We start from the raw sequence: 17,092 nt of genomic DNA, 5'->3' as shown, positions 1-17,092 counted from the left end.
GATGCCTCAGGACTCCTGGGTGAGGGAGACGAGCACGTCGTCCCCATCGATCTGTACGGGGTAAACGGGGACGGGGCGCGTCGCCGGAAGGGCGTCGGGCTTGCCGGAGCGGAGGTCGAAGCGCGAGCCGTGCAGCCAGCACTCGATGTGACAGTCGTCGACCTCGCCCTCCGACAGGGAGACGTTCGCGTGCGAGCAGATGTCGTGGATCGCGAACACCTCGCCCTCGGTCTGCACGATGGACAGCGGCGTGCCGTCGAGTTCCACCCGCTTCGGGGTGTCCTCCTCCAGCTCGCCCAGCCCACAGGCGCGTACGAAGGTCATGCGACCGCCGCCTCCAGCTCCTCCTCGATCCGGGCGATCAGGCGCTCCTCGATGTCGGGGAGGCCGATCTGCTGGACGAGTTCGGCGAAGAAGCCGCGGACCACCAGACGGCGGGCCTCGTACTCCGGGATGCCGCGGGCCATGAGGTAGAAGAGCTGCTCGTCGTCGAAGCGGCCGGTCGTCGAGGCGTGGCCGGCGCCGACGATCTCCCCGGTCTCGATCTCGAGGTTCGGTACGGAGTCCACCCGCGCCCCGTCCGTGAGGACCAGGTTGCGGTTCATCTCGTACGTGTCGGTGCCCTCGGCCTTGGCCTCGATGAGCACGTCGCCGATCCACACCGCGTGCGCGTCGTCGCCCTGGAGCGCGCCCTTGTAGACGACGTGCGACTTGCAGTGCGGGACGTTGTGGTCGACCAGGAGGCGATGCTCCTGGTGCTGGCCCTGGTCGGTGAAGTACAGGCCGAACAGCTCGGCCTCGCCGCCGGGACCGGCGTACTGCACGCGGGGGTGCAGCCGGACGAGGTCGCCGCCGAAGGTGACGACGACCGACTTGAAGGAGGCGTCGCGGCCGACGAGCGCGTTGTGCTGGGCGACGTGGACGGCCTTCTCGTCCCAGTCCTGGACGGAGACGACGGTGAGCTTGGCGCCGTCGCCCAGGAGGTAGTCGACGTTGGCGGCGAGCACCGCGTCGCCGGTGTGGTCGATGACCACGACGGCCTCGGCGAAGGCGCCCAGCTCGATCACCTGGTGGCCGAAGGCGGTGCCGCCCTCGCCGTGCACCGCGATACGGATGGGCTCGGTGAGGACGGTCTCCTTGGGGACGGTCACGACACCGGCCTTCTCGAACGCCGAGTAGGCCTGGGCGGCGACGCGGTCCACCGGGGTGCCGGCCTTGCCGAGCCGCGCGTCGTCACGGCCGACGGCCTCGACGGTGACGCCCTCGGGGGCCTGGACCTCGACCTTCACGCCATTGCCGGTGGCGACGGCGGTGCCGTCGTGCAGGCCGCGCAGGCGCTCCAGCGGGGTGAACCGCCACTCCTCCTCACGGCCGTGCGGGACGGGGAAGTCCGCCACGTCGAAGGAGGGGGGCGCGCTCATGCGCGTGGCGACGGTCGACTCCGCGGCGACCGCGATCGAGCCCGCGGTGGTGGATCCCACGGGGATGTTCTGGGCCTCAGCCATGGCTGTCGTAGTGCTCTCTTTCCTGAGGGGGACGTCTGCTGTCGAGGGGGCGGGTCAGCCGACCGCGCCCTCCATCTGCAGCTCGATCAGCCGGTTGAGCTCCAGCGCGTACTCCATGGGGAGCTCCTTGGCGATGGGCTCGACGAAGCCGCGCACGATCATCGCCATCGCCTCGAACTCGGTCATGCCCCGGCTCATCAGGTAGAAGAGCTGGTCGTCGCTGACCTTGGAGACGGTGGCCTCGTGGCCCATGGACACGTCGTCCTCGCGGACGTCCACGTAGGGGTAGGTGTCGGAGCGGGAGATGGTGTCGACGAGCAGCGCGTCGCACAGCACGTTGGACTTCGAGCCGTGGGCACCCTCGCCGATCTCCACGAGACCGCGGTAGGAGGTGCGGCCGCCGCCGCGCGCCACGGACTTCGACACGATGTTCGACGACGTGTTCGGCGCCATGTGGACCATCTTGGAGCCGGCGTCCTGGTGCTGCCCCTCGCCCGCGAAGGCGATGGAGAGGGTCTCGCCCTTGGCGTGCTCGCCCATCAGGTAGACGGCCGGGTACTTCATCGTCACCTTGGAGCCGATGTTGCCGTCGATCCACTCCATGGTCGCACCCTCGTAGGCGACGGCGCGCTTGGTGACCAGGTTGTAGACGTTGTTCGACCAGTTCTGGATGGTCGTGTAGCGGCAGCGGGCGTTCTTCTTGACGATGATCTCGACGACCGCGGAGTGCAGCGAGTCCGACTTGTAGATCGGGGCGGTGCAGCCCTCGACGTAGTGCACGTAGGCACCCTCGTCGACGATGATCAGGGTCCGCTCGAACTGGCCCATGTTCTCGGTGTTGATGCGGAAGTAGGCCTGGAGCGGGATCTCCACGTGCACGCCCGGCGGCACGTAGATGAAGGAGCCGCCCGACCACACGGCGGAGTTCAGCGACGCGAACTTGTTGTCACCGACGGGGATGACGGTCCCGAAGTACTCCTTGAAGAGCTCCGGGTGCTCCTTCAGCGCGGTGTCGGTGTCGAGGAAGATGACACCCTGCTCCTCCAGGTCCTCACGGATCTGGTGGTAGACGACCTCCGACTCGTACTGCGCGGCGACACCGGCGACGAGGCGCTGCTTCTCCGCCTCGGGGATGCCGAGCTTGTCGTACGTGTTCTTGATGTCCTCGGGCAGGTCCTCCCAGGACTCCGCCTGCTTCTCCGTGGAGCGCACGAAGTACTTGATGTTGTCGAAGTCGATGCCGGAGAGGTCCGAGCCCCAGTTCGGCATGGGCTTCTTCTCGAACAGGCGCAGGCCCTTGAGACGGAGCTTGGTCATCCACTCCGGCTCGCTCTTCTTGGAGGAGATGTCCCGGACGACGTCCTCGTTGATGCCGCGCTTGGCAGAGGCGCCGGCCGTGTCGGAGTCGGCCCAGCCGTACTCGTACTTGCCCAGGCCCTCGAGCTCGGGGTGGGCAGTCTCCGTGGGGAGAGTCATGCGGGGTTCCTCCCGGCCGTGCTTGCAGATGCGTTGTGGGAAATCTTGGGGATGAACGTCGTGCAGACGCCGTCGCCGTGCGCGATGGTGGCGAGCCGCTGTACGTGCGTACCGAGCAGCTCGGCGAAAAATTCCGTTTCCGCCTCGCACAGTTGCGGGAACTGCTCGGCGACGTGGGCGACCGGGCAGTGGTGCTGGCAGAGCTGCTCACCCTTCTGCGGGTGAGGCGCACTGCGCGCCGTAGCAGCGTACCCGTCGGCACTCAGGGCCTTGGCCAGCGCTTCGGCCCGCTTCTCGGGCGGGACGCCCTCGACCGCGCGGCGGTAGGCGCCCGCCTGTGCGGCGATCCTGGCGCGGGCGAACGCGGCGATCGCCTCGCCGCCGCCCTCGCGGTCGGCGATCCAGCGCAGGGCGTCCGCCGCGAGTGTGTCGTACGACTGGTCGAAGGCGTCCCGGCCGCAGTCCGTCAGGGCGAACACCTTGGCCGGCCGGCCGCGGGTCCGCGCGCCGTACACCCGCTGCTCGCGCGCCTCCACGACACCGTCGCCCGTGAGGGCGTCGAGGTGCCGGCGCACGGCCGCCTGGGTGAGGCCCAGTCGCTCGGCGAGCTCGGCGACGGTCGAGGGGCCGTGGTCCAGGATGGACCGCGCGACCCGGTTGCGGGTTGACCGCTCCCCGGTCGCCAGCTCCTCGTGAGGTGCCTCGCCGACGTTTTTCACAACGCCATTGTTGCGTAATTCCTCCGGACCGGGCAAGCCGCGTGTGCCGCACACCACGGTGCCCTGCGTCACTTAGGTGAACCTAATCTGACCTGCGGAAACGATCTCTGATCGATCAAACGGGTGGCATGCGGCAGCCGCATCGGGGACACTCCGGAACCATGCCCACACCCCCTCCGACCGGCCCTCTTGTCACCCGCGAGACGCTCCGGACGCAGCTCGGCGAACTCGGTGTACAGCCCGGCGAGACCCTTCTCGTGCACTCCTCGCTCAGCGCTCTCGGCTGGGTCAACGGCGGCGCCGTGGCGGTGGTGCGGGCACTGCTCGACGCGCTGGGCCCCGAGGGCACGCTCGTGGTCCCCACCCAGACCGGCGACATGTCCGACCCGGCCCTGTGGAGCAACCCGCCCGTGCCCCCGGAATGGTGGACGGCCATCCGCGCCACCATGCCCGCCTACGACCCGCGGATCACACCCACCCGCGGGGTCGGCGTCGTCCCGGAAACGGTGCGGACCTGGCCCGGAGCCCTGCGCAGCGCGCACCCGCAGACCTCGTTCGCGGCGCTCGGCCCGCGCGCGGCGGAGGTGCTCGACGGGCACGCACCCGACTGCCGGCTCGGTGAGCGGAGCCCGCTGGCGAAGCTGGAGGCGATGGGTGCCCGGGTGCTGCTGCTCGGCGCCGGCTACGCCTCCTGCACGAGCTTCCACCTGGCCGAGTACCGGATCCCGTCCCCGCTCGTCGCGGTGGGCCGACCGGGCCCGGAGGGCTGGGAGACGGTGATCGAGGTGTCGATCAGCTCGGACCGTTTCGACGAGCTGGGCTACGACTTCGAACGGGACCGTCCCGTCGTGCGCGGCAGGGTCGGGGCCGCCGAGGCGCGGCTGTTCCCGGTGAAGGACGCGGTGGACTACGCCGAACGGTGGCTCGCGGTGCACCGGCCGCGCGAGGAGGAGTAGCCGCACCCCCCGGTCCGGGCCCCCGCGCGCCTACCTAGACTCTGGACCCATGCGAAGTGAGCCCGTGGTCCAGGTCCAGGCCCTGGTGAAGCGGTACGGCCCGAAAACCGCGGTGGACGGGCTCGACCTGGTGGCCCGGGCGGGTGTGACCGCCGTACTCGGCCCCAACGGGGCGGGCAAGACGACCACGGTCGAGACCTGCGAGGGGTACCGGAAGCCGGATTCCGGCACGGTGCGCGTCCTGGGCCTCGACCCGGTGAGACAGTCCGCCGAGCTGCGGCCCCGCATCGGCGTGATGCTCCAGTCCGGCGGCGTCTACTCGGGCTCCCGGGCCGACGAGATGCTCCGCCACGTCGCCAGGCTGCACGCGCACCCGCTGGACGTGGACGCGCTGATCGAGCGGCTGGGGCTCGGCTCCTGCGGCCGTACGACGTACCGGCGGCTGTCCGGCGGGCAGCAGCAGCGGCTCGCCCTGGCCATGGCCGTGGTCGGGCGACCGGAACTGGTCTTCCTCGACGAGCCCACCGCCGGGCTCGACCCCCAGGCCCGCCGCGCCACCTGGGACCTCGTCCGGGACCTGCGCGCGGACGGTGTCTCGGTGATCCTCACCACCCACTACATGGACGAGGCCGAGCAGCTCGCCGACGACGTGGCGATCATCGACGGCGGCCGGGTCATCGCCCACGGCTCCCCGGAGGAGCTGTGCCGGGGCGGCGCCGAGAACACGCTCCGCTTCTCGGGCCGGCCCGGCCTCGACGTGGGCTCATTGCTGAAGGCCCTGCCCGCCGACTGCTCGGCCGCCGAGCTGACGCCGGGTTCCTACCGGGTCGTCGGCAAGGTCGACCCGCAGCTGCTCGCGACGGTCACCTCCTGGTGCGCCCAGCACGGTGTGATGCCGGAGAGGATCTCGGTCGAGCGCCACACCCTCGAGGACGTCTTCCTGGAGCTCACCGGCAAGGAGCTGCGCTCATGACCGCCACCGGCACGGGGATGTACACGCCGAAGCCCGGCGCGGCGCCCCTCCCCCGCATGATCGCGGCCCAGGCCGCGCTCGAGACCAAGATGCTGCTGCGCAACGGCGAGCAGCTGCTGCTGACCGTCGTCATCCCGACCCTGCTCCTGGTGCTCTTCAGCACCGTGGACATCGTCGACACCGGCGCGGGCGAGGCGGTCGACTTCCTCGCGCCCGGCATCCTCGCGCTCGCGGTGATGTCGACGGCGTTCACCGGCCAGGCCATCGCCACCGGCTTCGAGCGCCGCTACGGCGTGCTGAAGCGGCTCGCGTCCTCGCCCCTGCCCCGCTGGGGCCTGATGACGGCGAAGACGCTGTCCGTCCTGGTCACCGAGATCCTCCAGGTGATCCTGCTGACGGTGATCGCCTTCGCCCTCGGCTGGTCGCCGCAGGGCAATCCGGTCGCGGTCGTGCTGCTCCTGGTCCTCGGCACGGCGGCCTTCTCGGGCCTGGGCCTGCTGATGGCCGGGACGCTGAAGGCCGAGGCGACGCTGGCCGCGGCCAATCTGGTGTTCCTGCTGCTGCTCGTCGGCGGCGGGGTCATCGTGCCGCTCGACAAGTTCCCCGCCGGCGCGCAGGACGTGCTGGGCCTGCTGCCGATCGCGGCCCTGTCCGACGGGCTGCGGGACGTGCTCCAGCACGGCGCCGGGATGCCGTGGGGCGACCTCGGGATCCTGGCCGTCTGGGCGGTCGTGGGGCTGGCGGCGGCCGGGAAGTTCTTCCGCTGGGAGTAGGGAAGGTGTCCTGTGACGGACCCTCGTGAAAGCGTGCACAAGCGGCGGCCTACGATGGTCGGCGTGCCAAACGTGACCCGCGCCGACGTCAAGGCCGCCCTGCGCAACCCGCTCGCCTTCATCGCCGAGCGCTGGACCCCGGATCCCCGGACGGTCCGGCGCGCGGCCCTCACCGCGCTCCTGATGTCGGTGATCATCGTCGTCACCGGTGGCGCGGTGCGGCTGACCGGCTCGGGCCTGGGCTGCCCGACCTGGCCCAAGTGCACCGACGACTCGCTCACCGCCACCAGCGAGATGGGCTTCCACGGCGCCATCGAGTTCGGCAACCGCATGCTGACGTACGTGCTGTGCGCCGCCGTCGGCTGGGCGATCATCGCCGCGCGCTCGCAGAAGCCGTACCGGAGCGGCCTGGTCCGGCTGGGCTGGGCGCAGTTCTGGATCGTGATGAGCAACGCGATCCTCGGCGGCATCGTGGTGCTGGTCGGTCTCAACCCGTACACGGTCGCGGCGCACTTCGTGGCGACGTCGGCGCTGATCGCGGTGGCCACGGTGATGTGGCAGCGCACCCGTGAGGGCGACGGGGCACCGCGCCCGCTGGTCGGCAAGGCCGTGCAGCAGCTGGTGTGGTTCCTGGTCGCGGCGGCCGTCCTGCTCATCCTGGTCGGCACGGTCGTGACCGGCGCGGGCCCGCACGCGGGCGACTCCAGCGAGGTCGAGCGGATGCCGGTCGACTGGGAGACGGTGAGCAAGCTGCACGCCGTGCTGGCGTGGATCGTCGTGACGCTGACGTTCGCCCTGTGGTTCGTCCTCAAGGCGGTCGACGCGCCCGGGAACCCGCTGAACCGCACCCGCGAGCTGTTCCTGATCCTGCTCGCGCAGGGCGTCATCGGCTACGTCCAGTACTTCACGGACCTGCCCGAGGTCCTGGTCGGCCTGCACATGCTCGGCTCGGCCGTGATGTGGATCTGGGTGCTGCGGGTGGTGCTGTCGCTGCGCGAGCGGCCGGAGGCCGCCGTGGACCTGCCCGGTCCCCCGGCCGAGGCCACCCTGACGAAGGCCTAGTCGAGCCCGTACACCCTGCGCGCGTTCCCCGAGGCGAGCATGCCCGCCACCCGCTGCGCGTCGGCGAGTGACCAGGCGCCCTCGGCCACCCAGGTGCCGAGCACCCGCCCGAGGGCCTCGCGGAAGAGTCGGGCGCCCACCACGTGCAGTTCGGGCAGGCCCTGCGCGCCGGTGGAGAAGAGGATCTTGCCGAAGGGGGCCAGTTCCAGGATCTCCGCGAGGACGGTCGCGGCCCGGGCGCCGGTGCGGACCAGGGCGGCGCCGCAGTCGACGTGGACGTGCGGGAAGACACCGGCGAGATGGGCGGCGTGCCGGTGGTACGGGTAGCCGTGCAGCAGCACGAGGTCCGTGCCGAGGCCGGCCGTGGCCCGTACGAAGTCCGTCAGCAGCACCGGGTCCGTGCGGTCGATCCGCAGCCCGGGCGCGCCCAGCCCCGCGTGCAGCTGGAGCGGCCGGCCGGAGGCGACCGCGCTCCACAGCAGATGCCGCAGCAGCACCGGATCGCTCAGCTCCCCGCCGACCCCGCGCCCGGCGAGCCAGCGGCCGGCCGCCCCGCGCACCTCTCCCGGCCCGGGCGGCTCCGGCGCGAGCGCGAGGCCGTGCCGTAGCCCCGCGACCGAGGTGAAGGCGACGGCGTCGGCGGCGGCCGCGTGCACCGACTCGGCGAGGTTGGCGAGGAAGGACTCGACGGTTCCGGAGGTGTCGGCGACCTGCTCGGCGAGGAGTTCCAGGCGCACGATCTCGCGGGCCTCGGCGGCTCCGGCGGAGGCCAGCTCGCCGGGTTCCGTCAGATCGCCGGGGAGGCCGGTGTCGACCAGGTACGTGGTGATGCCGCTGCCGCGCAGGAGCCGGCGGCCGGTCTCCACGACGCCCAGTTCCCGGCGTCTGGCCAGGTAGCGGGCCGGCGCGCAGTGCGGTTCGAGCCCGAGCAGAGGTGGGCACCAGCGCCGCACGGCGAAGCCGGTCTGGGTGTCGAAGAGGGTGGTGCCGGGGGCGGGTGGGCCCTCGGTGCGGCTGAGGTGGGCCTCGAAGGTGCCGAGGCCCAGCTCCGTACGCAGCACTCCGTGGCAGTACTGGTCCACTAAGGACGGCGTTTCGATCATCCGGGCCTCCCGGTGTGGACCCTGTTGTTTCAAGGGTCCTAACGGGTGAACCGGGTTCGAGGTGGCGGTCCCGAAGGGGGGTGCGGGTGATTCCGCGACTGCGGGCGGAATGCGGCGGGTCGCGCAGTTCCGCGCGCCCCTTGAGGTCAGTCGTTCTTGGGGCCGCCCACCTGGATCCCCGCCATCCGCGACCACTCGTAGCGGCCCGTCTTGACCTTGGCCGCGAATTCGCCGTCGAAGGACTCGTGGGTCGTGATGCCCGACTTCTCCACGGCCTTCTCGGCGATCTCGTAGGGGGCGACCAGGTCGCCCCAGGTGCCGTCCTCGCCGACCAGGACGATGCGGGCGCCGCGCTCGCCGAGGTAGGCGAGCTGGCCCTCGGCGCCGCCGTGGGCCTTGGAGAACGAGGAGATCTGCTTGGCCAGCCGGGCCACCTTGCGCTCGGCCTTCGGGTCAACCTGCTGCGTGTCTGCCATGGCCAGGATGCTACTCACGAGTAGATCGACTGGCGAGGGCAGGGGCCTGTGACGTACGTCCGTGTGTCAGCGCAGGAAGGGGTCGACGGCGACGGCCACGAACAGCAGCGACACGTACGTGATCGACCAGTGGAACAGGCGCATCTCCTTCAGCTTCGCGCCCGTCACCTCCGCCTTCGCGCGGTTCTGCAGGCCGTGCGCCTCCCAGAGCCAGAAGCCGCCCGCCAGCAGCGCCACCGCGGTGTAGAACCAGCCGGTGTAGCCGAGGGGAGTGAGGAGGAGCGAGACGCCGACCATGACCCAGCTGTAGATCACGATCTGCTTGGCGACCACCTTGTTGGAGGCGACCACCGGCAGCATGGGCACGCCCACGCGGGCGTAGTCCTCCTTGACCTTCATGGACAGCGGCCAGTAGTGCGGCGGGGTCCAGAAGAACATGACCATGAAGAGGATGACCGGCGCCCACGACATCGAGTTCGTGACCGAGGACCAGCCGATCAGCACCGGCAGACAGCCGGCGATGCCGCCCCACACGATGTTCTGCGAGGTGCGGCGCTTGAGGATCATCGTGTAGACGACCACGTAGAAGAGGAGCGCGCCGAGGGCGAGCCAGGCGCTCAGCCAGTTCACCGTGAGGCCGAACAGCAGCGTCGAGGCGACGGCCAGGGTGATGCCGAAGGCGAGGCACTCGCGGGGGCTGACCATGCCGGTGACCAGCGGGCGCTGCGAGGTGCGGTCCATCAGCGCGTCGATGTCGCGGTCGATGTACATGTTGAGCGCGTTGGCGCCGCCCGCGGACATGTAGCCGCCGAGGCACGTCAGCAGCACCAGGGTCAGGTCGGGCACACCCTGCTGCGCCAGGAACATCACCGGCACCGTCGTGATCAGCAGCAGTTCGATGATCCGCGGCTTGGTGAGAGCCACGAATGCCATGACACGGGCCCCGAGCGGCCGGTGGGCCGGGCTCTGGTCCGTCCCGGTCATCCCCGCTGGACGGGATTCAACGGCCGTCACGCACACCCCTACAGAGACATCCCAGCAAGCCTCACCGCTGTGAAGTCCCGGTAAAGGCTCGCGCGTACCACGCCACTTTAGACGTTGCCCAGACTCGGACATTCGCGGGGGTCGGCTCGTGTTGGCGGACACCTTCCGAAGGGCGCGTCGAAGCTCGATTGAGCACCCGGATGAGCGGCTCCGTATTCACCTGTCGAATGCGGTACGGCCCAGTCAGGAGGCGGATCGGGATCAGTCCCGGCACTCTGGAGTGACTCGGAAAATCGCACGTCCCACGGGGGTAGGCTCGACTGCGGCCGGTGGGCGCCCCGATACACCGGCATCCGACATGTGGAGAGGAGCCCTGACCCAGGGTGAGCACCAAGCCGACCACCACAGACCTCGAGTGGACCGAGTTGGACCAGCGGTCCGTCGACACCGCGCGTGTCCTGGCCGCCGATGCCGTACAGAAGGTCGGTAACGGCCATCCGGGTATGGCGATGAGCCTGGCGCCTGCCGCCTACACCCTCTTCCAGAAGGTGATGCGGCACGACCCGGCGGACGCCGACTGGGTCGGGCGGGACCGCTTCGTGCTGTCCGCCGGCCACTCGTCCCTGACCCTCTACACCCAGCTGTACCTGGCCGGCTTCGGCCTGGAGCTGGACGACCTGAAGTCCTTCCGCACCTGGGGCTCGAAGACCCCCGGTCACCCCGAGTACGGGCACACGACCGGTGTGGAGACGACGACCGGGCCGCTCGGCCAGGGTGTCGCCAACGCGGTGGGCATGGCGATGGCCGCCCGCTACGAGCGCGGCCTGTTCGATCCGGAGGCCGCCGAGGGCGAGTCGCCGTTCGACCACTTCATCTACTGCATCGCCGGTGACGGCTGCCTCCAGGAGGGCATCTCCGCCGAGGCGTCCTCCCTCGCGGGCCACCAGAAGCTCGGCAACCTGATCCTGCTGTGGGACGACAACCACATCTCGATCGAGGGCGACACCGAGACGGCCGTCTCCGAGGACACCGCCAAGCGCTACGAGGCCTACGGCTGGCACGTGCAGCGCGTGGAGCCGAAGGCCGACGGCGACCTGGACCCGGCCGCGATCTTCGAGGCGATCCAGAAGGCCCAGGCCGTCACGGACAAGCCGTCGTTCATCGCGATGCGCTCGATCATCGCCTGGCCGGCCCCGAACGCGCAGAACACCGAGGCCGCGCACGGCTCGGCGCTCGGCGACGACGAGGTGGCGGCGACCAAGCGGGTGCTGGGCTTCGACCCGGAGCAGTCCTTCGAGGTCTCCGACGAGGTCATCACGCACACCCGCAAGGCGCTGGAGCGGGGCCAGGCGGCCCGCGCGGTGTGGGAGAAGGCGTACCAGCAGTGGCGGGACAACAACCCCGAGCGCGCCGCGGAGTACGACCGTGTCGCCCAGGGTGAGCTGCCCACCGGCTGGGAGGAGAAGATCCCGGTCTTCGAGGCCGGCAAGGGCGTGGCCACGCGTGCCGCCTCCGGCAAGATCCTCCAGGCGCTCGGCGCGGTGATCCCGGAGCTGTGGGGCGGCTCGGCCGACCTGGCCGGCTCCAACAACACCACGATCGACAAGACCAGCTCCTTCCTCCCGGCGGACAACCCGCTGCCGGAGGCGGACCCGTACGGCCGCACGATCCACTTCGGTATCCGCGAGCACGCGATGGCCGCGGAGATGAACGGCATCGCGCTGCACGGCAACACCCGCATCTACGGCGGCACCTTCCTGGTGTTCTCCGACTACATGCGCAACGCGGTGCGACTGTCGGCGCTGATGCACCTGCCGGTGACGTACGTGTGGACGCACGACTCCATCGGTCTCGGCGAGGACGGCCCGACGCACCAGCCGGTCGAGCACCTGGCCGCGCTGCGGGCGATCCCGGGCCTGAACGTCGTGCGCCCGGCGGACGCCAACGAGACCGCGATCGCCTGGCGCGAGATCCTGGGGCGCTGGACGAAGGAGTTCGGCAAGGGCCAGCCGCACGGCCTGGCGCTGACCCGTCAGGGCGTACCGACGTACGAGCCCAACGAGGACGCCGCCAAGGGCGGTTACGTCCTGTTCGAGGCCGACGGCGGCGAGCCCGAGGTCATCCTCATCGCCACCGGCTCGGAGGTGCACGTCGCCGTCGAGGCGCGCGAGCAGCTCCAGGACGCCGGCGTGCCCACCCGTGTGGTGTCCATGCCGTCGGTGGAGTGGTTCGAGCAGCAGGACCAGGGGTACCGGGACAGCGTCCTGCCGCCGTCCGTCCGGGCCCGTGTCGCGGTGGAGGCCGGTATCGGTCTCACCTGGCACAAGTACGTGGGGGACGCCGGCCGCATCGTTTCCCTGGAGCACTTCGGTGCTTCGGCCGACGGCAAGGTCCTCTTCCGCGAGTTCGGCTTCACTCCCGAGAACGTGGCCGCCGCCGCGCGGGAATCGATCGCCGCAGCTCAGCGCTGACGCTTATACACGACACGTAGGAGATGGAATTTCCATGACAGACGCACTGAAGCGCCTCTCCGAGGAGGGCGTCGCGATCTGGCTGGACGACCTGTCGCGCAAGCGGATCACGTCCGGCAACCTCGCCGAGCTGATCGACCAGCAGCACGTCGTGGGCGTCACCACCAACCCGTCGATCTTCCAGAAGGCGATCTCGCAGGGCGACGGCTACGACACGCAGCTGACCGACCTCGCCGCCCGCAGGGTCACCGTCGAGGAAGCCATCCGCATGATCACGACGGCGGACGTCCGTGACGCCGCCGACATCCTGCGCCCGGTCTTCGACGCCACCGGCGGCAAGGACGGCCGGGTCTCGATCGAGGTCGACCCGCGCCTGGCGCACAACACGCGGGCGACGGTCGCCGAGGCCAAGCAGCTCGCCTGGCTGGTGGACCGGCCCAACACGCTCATCAAGATCCCGGCGACCGAGGCGGGTATCCCGGCCATCGCCGAGACCATCGGCCTGGGCATCAGCGTCAACGTCACGCTGATCTTCTCCCTGGAGCGCTACCGCCTGGTCATGGACGCGTTCCTGGAGGGCCTGGAGAAGGCCAAGGAGCGCGGCCTGGACCTGTCGCAGATCCACTCCGTGGCGTCGTTCTTCGTGTCCCGCGTGGACACCGAGATCGACAAGCGGATCGACGCGCTGGGCACCGACGAGGCCAAGGCCGCGCGCGGCAAGGCCGGTGTGGCCAACGCCCGTCTGGCGTACCAGGCGTACGAGGAGGTCTTCTCCTCGGACCGCTGGAGCGCCCTGGAGAAGGCGGGCGCCAACAAGCAGCGTCCGCTGTGGGCGTCCACCGGTGTGAAGGACAAGGCGTACAAGGCCACCCTGTACGTCGACGAACTGGTGGCTCCGAACACGGTGAACACCATGCCGGAGGCGACCCTGTTCGCCACGGAGGAGCAGGGCGAGATCCGCGGCAACGCCGTCGCCGGTACGTACGAGCAGGCCCGCGCCGACCTCGACGCGGTCGAGAAGCTCGGGATCAAGTACGACGACGTGGTCCGGCTGCTGGAGGAGGAGGGCGTCGAGAAGTTCGAGGCCTCCTGGACCGACCTGCTGAAGTCGACCGAGGCCGAGCTCAAGCGCCTCGCCCCCTCGGAGGGCTGAACAGGTGTCGAGCAGCAACCCGCTGCGTGACCCCGCGGACCGACGGCTCCCGCGTATCGCGGGGCCGTCGGGCCTGGTCATCTTCGGCGTCACGGGCGACCTGTCCCGCAAGAAGCTCATGCCCGCCGTGTACGACCTCGCCAACCGGGGTCTGCTGCCGCCGGGCTTCTCGCTGGTGGGCTTCGCCCGTCGCGAGTGGGCGCACGAGGACTTCGCGCAGGAGGTGCACGACGCGGTCAAGGAGCATGCCCGCACGCCCTTCCGCGAGGAGGTCTGGCAGCAGCTCATCCAGGGCATGCGCTTCGTGCAGGGCACGTTCGACGACGACGACGCGTTCGAGCGGCTGCGCTCCACGATCGACGAGCTCGACAAGGCACAGGGCACGGGCGGCAACTTCGCCTTCTACCTGTCCGTGCCGCCGTCGGCCTTCCCGGTGGTCATCCAGCAGCTGAAGAAGCATCAGCTGGCCGACCAGACGGGCGGCTCCTGGCGGCGCGCGGTCATCGAGAAGCCGTTCGGCCACGACCTCGCCTCGGCGGAGGAGCTCAACAAGGTCGTCCACGAGGTCTTCGCCCCGGACCAGGTCTTCCGCATCGACCACTACCTGGGCAAGGAGACCGTCCAGAACATCCTGGCGCTGCGCTTCGCCAACACGATGTTCGAGCCGATCTGGAACCGGTCCTTCGTGGACCATGTGCAGATCACCATGGCCGAGGACATCGGCATCGGCGGCCGGGCCGGGTACTACGACGGCATCGGCGCCGCCCGTGACGTCATCCAGAACCACCTGCTCCAGCTCATGGCCCTGACGGCCATGGAGGAGCCGGCCTCCTTCGACGCGGACGCGCTGGCCGCCGAGAAGACGAAGGTCCTGGGCGCCGTGCGACTGCCGAAGGACATGAGCCGGGACACCGTGCGCGGCCAGTACTCCGCGGGCTGGCAGGGTGGCGCGAAGGTGATCGGCTATCTCGACGAGGACGGCATCAACGCCTCGTCGAAGACCGACACGTACGCCGCGATCAAACTGGAGATCGACAACCGCCGCTGGGCGGGCGTCCCCTTCTACCTGCGCACCGGCAAGCGGCTGGGCCGACGCGTGACGGAGATCGCCGTCGTCTTCCAGCGGGCCCCGCACTCCCCCTTCGACTCCACGGCCACCGAGGAGCTCGGCTCCAACGCGATCGTCATCCGCGTCCAGCCGGACGAGGGCGTCACGGTCCGCTTCGGCTCGAAGGTGCCGGGCACGTCGATGGAGATCCGGGACGTGTCGATGGACTTCGCGTACGGCGAGTCCTTCACGGAGTCCAGCCCGGAGGCGTACGAGCGGCTGATCCTGGACGTTCTGCTCGGTGACTCGAACCTCTTCCCGCGTACCGAGGAGGTCGAGCTGTCCTGGAAGATCCTCGACCCGATCGAGCAGCACTGGGACAAGAACGGCAAGCCCGCCCAGTACCAGGCCGGTACCTGGGGACCCGTCGAGGCGGACGAAATGCTCGAGCGACACGGACGGAGCTGGCGCCGGCCATGAAGATAGACCTCACGGACACCACGGCCAGCAAGGTCAACAAGGCGCTGGTCCAGGGCCGCCGGGCGATCGGCACCCCGGCGGTCGGCATGGTGCTCACGCTGGTCATCGTGACGGACGAGGAGAACGCCTACGACGCGCTGAAGGCCGCGAACGACGCCTCGCACGAGCATCCCGCACGCACGCTCGTGGTCATCAAGCGCGTCTCCCGCTCCCCCCGTGACCGTACGCAGTCCCGCCTCGACGCGGAGGTCCGGGTCGGCGCGGACGCCGGTTCCGGCGAGACGGTGGTGCTCCGGCTGTACGGCGAGGTCGTCGGCCACGCCCAGTCGGTGGTGCTGCCGCTGCTGCTGCCGGACGCCCCGGTGGTGGTGTGGTGGCCGGTGAACGCGCCGCTCGACCCGGCGAAGGACCCCCTGGGTGCCCTCGCGCAGCGCCGCGTCACCGACACGTACGCCTCCGAGCAGCCGGTACGCGACCTGGCCACCCGGTCCCGGGCCTACACCCCCGGTGACACGGACCTGTCCTGGACGCGCATCACGCCTTGGCGCTCCATGCTGGCGGCCGCCCTCGACCAGGTCACCTGCGAGGTACGGGCCGTCGAGGTGGAGGGCGAGGAGTTCAACCCGAGCTGTGAGCTGCTGGCGATGTGGCTCGCGGACCGGCTGGACGTACCGGTGAAGCGGTCGCTGTCCAGCGGGCCCGGTCTGACGGCGGTCCGGATGGACACCAACTGCGGCCCGATCAAGCTGGACCGCGCCGACGGCTCCCTGGCGACGCTCTCCATCGAGGGCCAGCCGGACCGGGCGGTGGCGCTCAAGCGCCGGGAGACCGCCGAGCTGATGGCGGAGGAGCTGCGGCGGCTGGACCCGGACGACACGTACGCGTCGGCGCTGCGGTACGGGGTGGACCGGCTGAGGTCCTCGTCGTCGGTGCCGGCGGTGCCCAAAAGTGAGGGGCGAGCAGGACTCGCCCTCCCCGCTCCCGTTGAAAGGGCTGCGAAAGCACCCGCTGCGGCAGCGACGGCGCAGGAACCGGTGAGGCGGGAACCGCCCGAGCTGGAACCGGTACGGAAGGCGACGACGAAGTGAGTACGGCACCGCAGCTGGTCGTGCACCGCGACAAGGAGCTGATGGCGCAGGCCGCGGCGGCCCGGCTGATCACCAGGATCGTGGACGCGCAGGCCTCCCGGGGCTCGGCGTCCGTGGTCCTGACGGGCGGCCGCAACGGCAACGGCCTGCTGGCCGCCCTGTCCGCGGCGCCCGCGCGGGACGCGATCGACTGGAGCCGCCTCGACCTCTGGTGGGGCGACGAGCGGTTCCTGCCCGAGGGCGACCCCGAGCGCAACGTCACCCAGGCGAGGCAGGCTCTCCTCGACTCGGTGCCGCTCGATCCGAAGCGGGTGCACGCGATGCCCGCGTCGGACGGGCCGTACGGCACCGACGTGGACGCGGCGGCCGCCGCGTACGCGGAGGAGCTGGCAGCGGCGGCGGGCCCGGAGAACCACGGGCCCGTGCCCACGTTCGACGTGCTGATGCTGGGCGTCGGTCCGGACACGCATGTCGCGTCGCTGTTCCCGGAGCTGCCGGCGGTCCGGGAGACCGACCGCACGGTGGTCGGCGTCCACGGCGCGCCCAAGCCGCCGCCGACCCGGGTGACGCTGACACTGCCGGCGATCCGGGCCGCCCGTGAGGTGTGGCTTCTCGCAGCCGGTGAGGACAAGGCCCGGGCGGCGGCGATCGCCCTGTCGGGAGCGGGAGAGATCCAGGCCCCGGCGGCGGGGGCGTACGGCAGGAGCCGGACCCTGTGGCTCCTGGACGGGGCGGCGGCCTCGCAACTGCCCCGGTCGCTGTATCCGCCGGCATCTCCGTGAAACGTCTTCGGGCCCCCGCTTCACAGCGAAGCGGGGGCCCGAA

16 protein-coding genes are annotated in these 17,092 nt (G+C 70.4%); 9 read left to right on the top strand and 7 right to left on the bottom strand.

Annotation, left to right across the window (positions count from 1 at the left end; translation table 11 throughout):
* Positions 1-6: 6 nt before the first annotated feature.
* The 4 genes from BJ965_RS29620 to BJ965_RS29605 are packed head-to-tail and all read right to left on the bottom strand — an operon-like array spanning position 7 to position 3,700.
* Positions 7-324, bottom strand: a complete 318-nt coding sequence (locus tag BJ965_RS29620; RefSeq protein WP_030852669.1) for a non-heme iron oxygenase ferredoxin subunit — start codon at positions 322-324, stop codon at positions 7-9.
* The gene (gene sufD, locus BJ965_RS29615; RefSeq protein WP_184912777.1) at positions 321-1,505 is read right to left on the bottom strand and encodes a Fe-S cluster assembly protein SufD; all 1,185 of its coding nucleotides are present in this window, start codon (positions 1,503-1,505) and stop codon (positions 321-323) included. Before sufD ends, BJ965_RS29620 begins: the two co-directional genes overlap by 4 nt.
* 54 nt (positions 1,506-1,559) lie before the next feature.
* Positions 1,560-2,981 (bottom strand): Fe-S cluster assembly protein SufB, encoded by a 1,422-nt coding sequence (sufB, locus tag BJ965_RS29610; protein ID WP_184912775.1) that lies wholly within the window; start codon positions 2,979-2,981, stop codon positions 1,560-1,562.
* Positions 2,978-3,700 (bottom strand): helix-turn-helix transcriptional regulator, encoded by a 723-nt coding sequence (locus BJ965_RS29605; protein WP_030852679.1) that lies wholly within the window; start codon positions 3,698-3,700, stop codon positions 2,978-2,980. Before BJ965_RS29605 ends, sufB begins: the two co-directional genes overlap by 4 nt.
* Positions 3,701-3,861: 161 nt before the next feature.
* Between BJ965_RS29605 and BJ965_RS29600 the strand changes: the two genes are divergently transcribed.
* Genes BJ965_RS29600 through BJ965_RS29585 form a run of 4 tightly spaced genes read left to right on the top strand, consistent with a single transcriptional unit; the run spans position 3,862 to position 7,464 of the window.
* Positions 3,862-4,656 carry an aminoglycoside N(3)-acetyltransferase gene (locus BJ965_RS29600; protein ID WP_184912773.1) on the top strand — a complete coding sequence of 265 codons (795 nt, stop codon included), beginning with the start codon at positions 3,862-3,864 and terminating at the stop codon, positions 4,654-4,656.
* Positions 4,657-4,705: 49 nt separating this feature from the next.
* Entirely contained in the window at positions 4,706-5,629 is a 924-nt protein-coding gene (locus BJ965_RS29595) for an ABC transporter ATP-binding protein (RefSeq protein ID WP_184912771.1), read from the top strand.
* Positions 5,626-6,402 carry an ABC transporter permease gene (locus BJ965_RS29590; protein WP_184912768.1) on the top strand — a complete coding sequence of 259 codons (777 nt, stop codon included), beginning with the start codon at positions 5,626-5,628 and terminating at the stop codon, positions 6,400-6,402. Before BJ965_RS29595 ends, BJ965_RS29590 begins: the two co-directional genes overlap by 4 nt.
* A gap of 54 nt (positions 6,403-6,456) precedes the next feature.
* The gene (locus BJ965_RS29585; protein WP_184912766.1) at positions 6,457-7,464 is read left to right on the top strand and encodes a COX15/CtaA family protein; all 1,008 of its coding nucleotides are present in this window, start codon (positions 6,457-6,459) and stop codon (positions 7,462-7,464) included.
* On the opposite strand, the gene BJ965_RS29580 is transcribed toward BJ965_RS29585, so the two are convergent.
* The 3 genes from BJ965_RS29580 to BJ965_RS29570 all read right to left on the bottom strand — a co-directional run bounded on the left by BJ965_RS29580 (position 7,461) and on the right by BJ965_RS29570 (position 10,027).
* The gene (locus BJ965_RS29580; protein ID WP_184912764.1) at positions 7,461-8,567 is read right to left on the bottom strand and encodes an amidohydrolase family protein; all 1,107 of its coding nucleotides are present in this window, start codon (positions 8,565-8,567) and stop codon (positions 7,461-7,463) included. The genes BJ965_RS29585 and BJ965_RS29580 overlap by 4 nt on opposite strands.
* A 146-nt stretch (positions 8,568-8,713) precedes the next feature.
* Positions 8,714-9,043, bottom strand: a complete 330-nt coding sequence (locus BJ965_RS29575) for a hypothetical protein (protein ID WP_184912762.1) — start codon at positions 9,041-9,043, stop codon at positions 8,714-8,716.
* Positions 9,044-9,109: 66 nt separating this feature from the next.
* Positions 9,110-10,027, bottom strand: coding sequence for a heme o synthase (locus BJ965_RS29570; RefSeq protein WP_184912760.1), 918 nt, complete (start codon positions 10,025-10,027; stop codon positions 9,110-9,112).
* Positions 10,028-10,410: 383 nt separating this feature from the next.
* Between BJ965_RS29570 and tkt the strand changes: the two genes are divergently transcribed.
* From tkt to pgl, 5 genes are read left to right on the top strand one after another with little or no spacing between them, the layout of a single operon-like run.
* On the top strand, positions 10,411-12,498 hold the full coding sequence (tkt, locus tag BJ965_RS29565; RefSeq protein WP_184912758.1) for a transketolase: 2,088 nt from the start codon (positions 10,411-10,413) through the stop codon (positions 12,496-12,498).
* Positions 12,499-12,532: 34 nt separating this feature from the next.
* Positions 12,533-13,651 carry a transaldolase gene (gene tal / locus BJ965_RS29560; protein ID WP_184912756.1) on the top strand — a complete coding sequence of 373 codons (1,119 nt, stop codon included), beginning with the start codon at positions 12,533-12,535 and terminating at the stop codon, positions 13,649-13,651.
* A 4-nt stretch (positions 13,652-13,655) separates the two neighbouring features.
* Positions 13,656-15,179 (top strand): glucose-6-phosphate dehydrogenase, encoded by a 1,524-nt coding sequence (gene zwf / locus BJ965_RS29555; protein ID WP_184912754.1) that lies wholly within the window; start codon positions 13,656-13,658, stop codon positions 15,177-15,179.
* Positions 15,176-16,267 carry a glucose-6-phosphate dehydrogenase assembly protein OpcA gene (gene opcA, locus BJ965_RS29550; protein ID WP_184912752.1) on the top strand — a complete coding sequence of 364 codons (1,092 nt, stop codon included), beginning with the start codon at positions 15,176-15,178 and terminating at the stop codon, positions 16,265-16,267. Before zwf ends, opcA begins: the two co-directional genes overlap by 4 nt.
* On the top strand, positions 16,264-17,049 hold the full coding sequence (gene pgl, locus BJ965_RS29545) for a 6-phosphogluconolactonase (protein ID WP_184912749.1): 786 nt from the start codon (positions 16,264-16,266) through the stop codon (positions 17,047-17,049). The genes opcA and pgl overlap by 4 nt, the downstream gene beginning before the upstream one ends.
* Positions 17,050-17,092: the final 43 nt, after the last annotated feature.

This window comes from Streptomyces luteogriseus, from assembly GCF_014205055.1.
GTDB lineage: Bacteria > Actinomycetota > Actinomycetes > Streptomycetales > Streptomycetaceae > Streptomyces > Streptomyces luteogriseus.
Note: the sequence above shows the minus strand (reverse complement) of the source record. Positions and strands in the feature narration are given on the sequence as shown.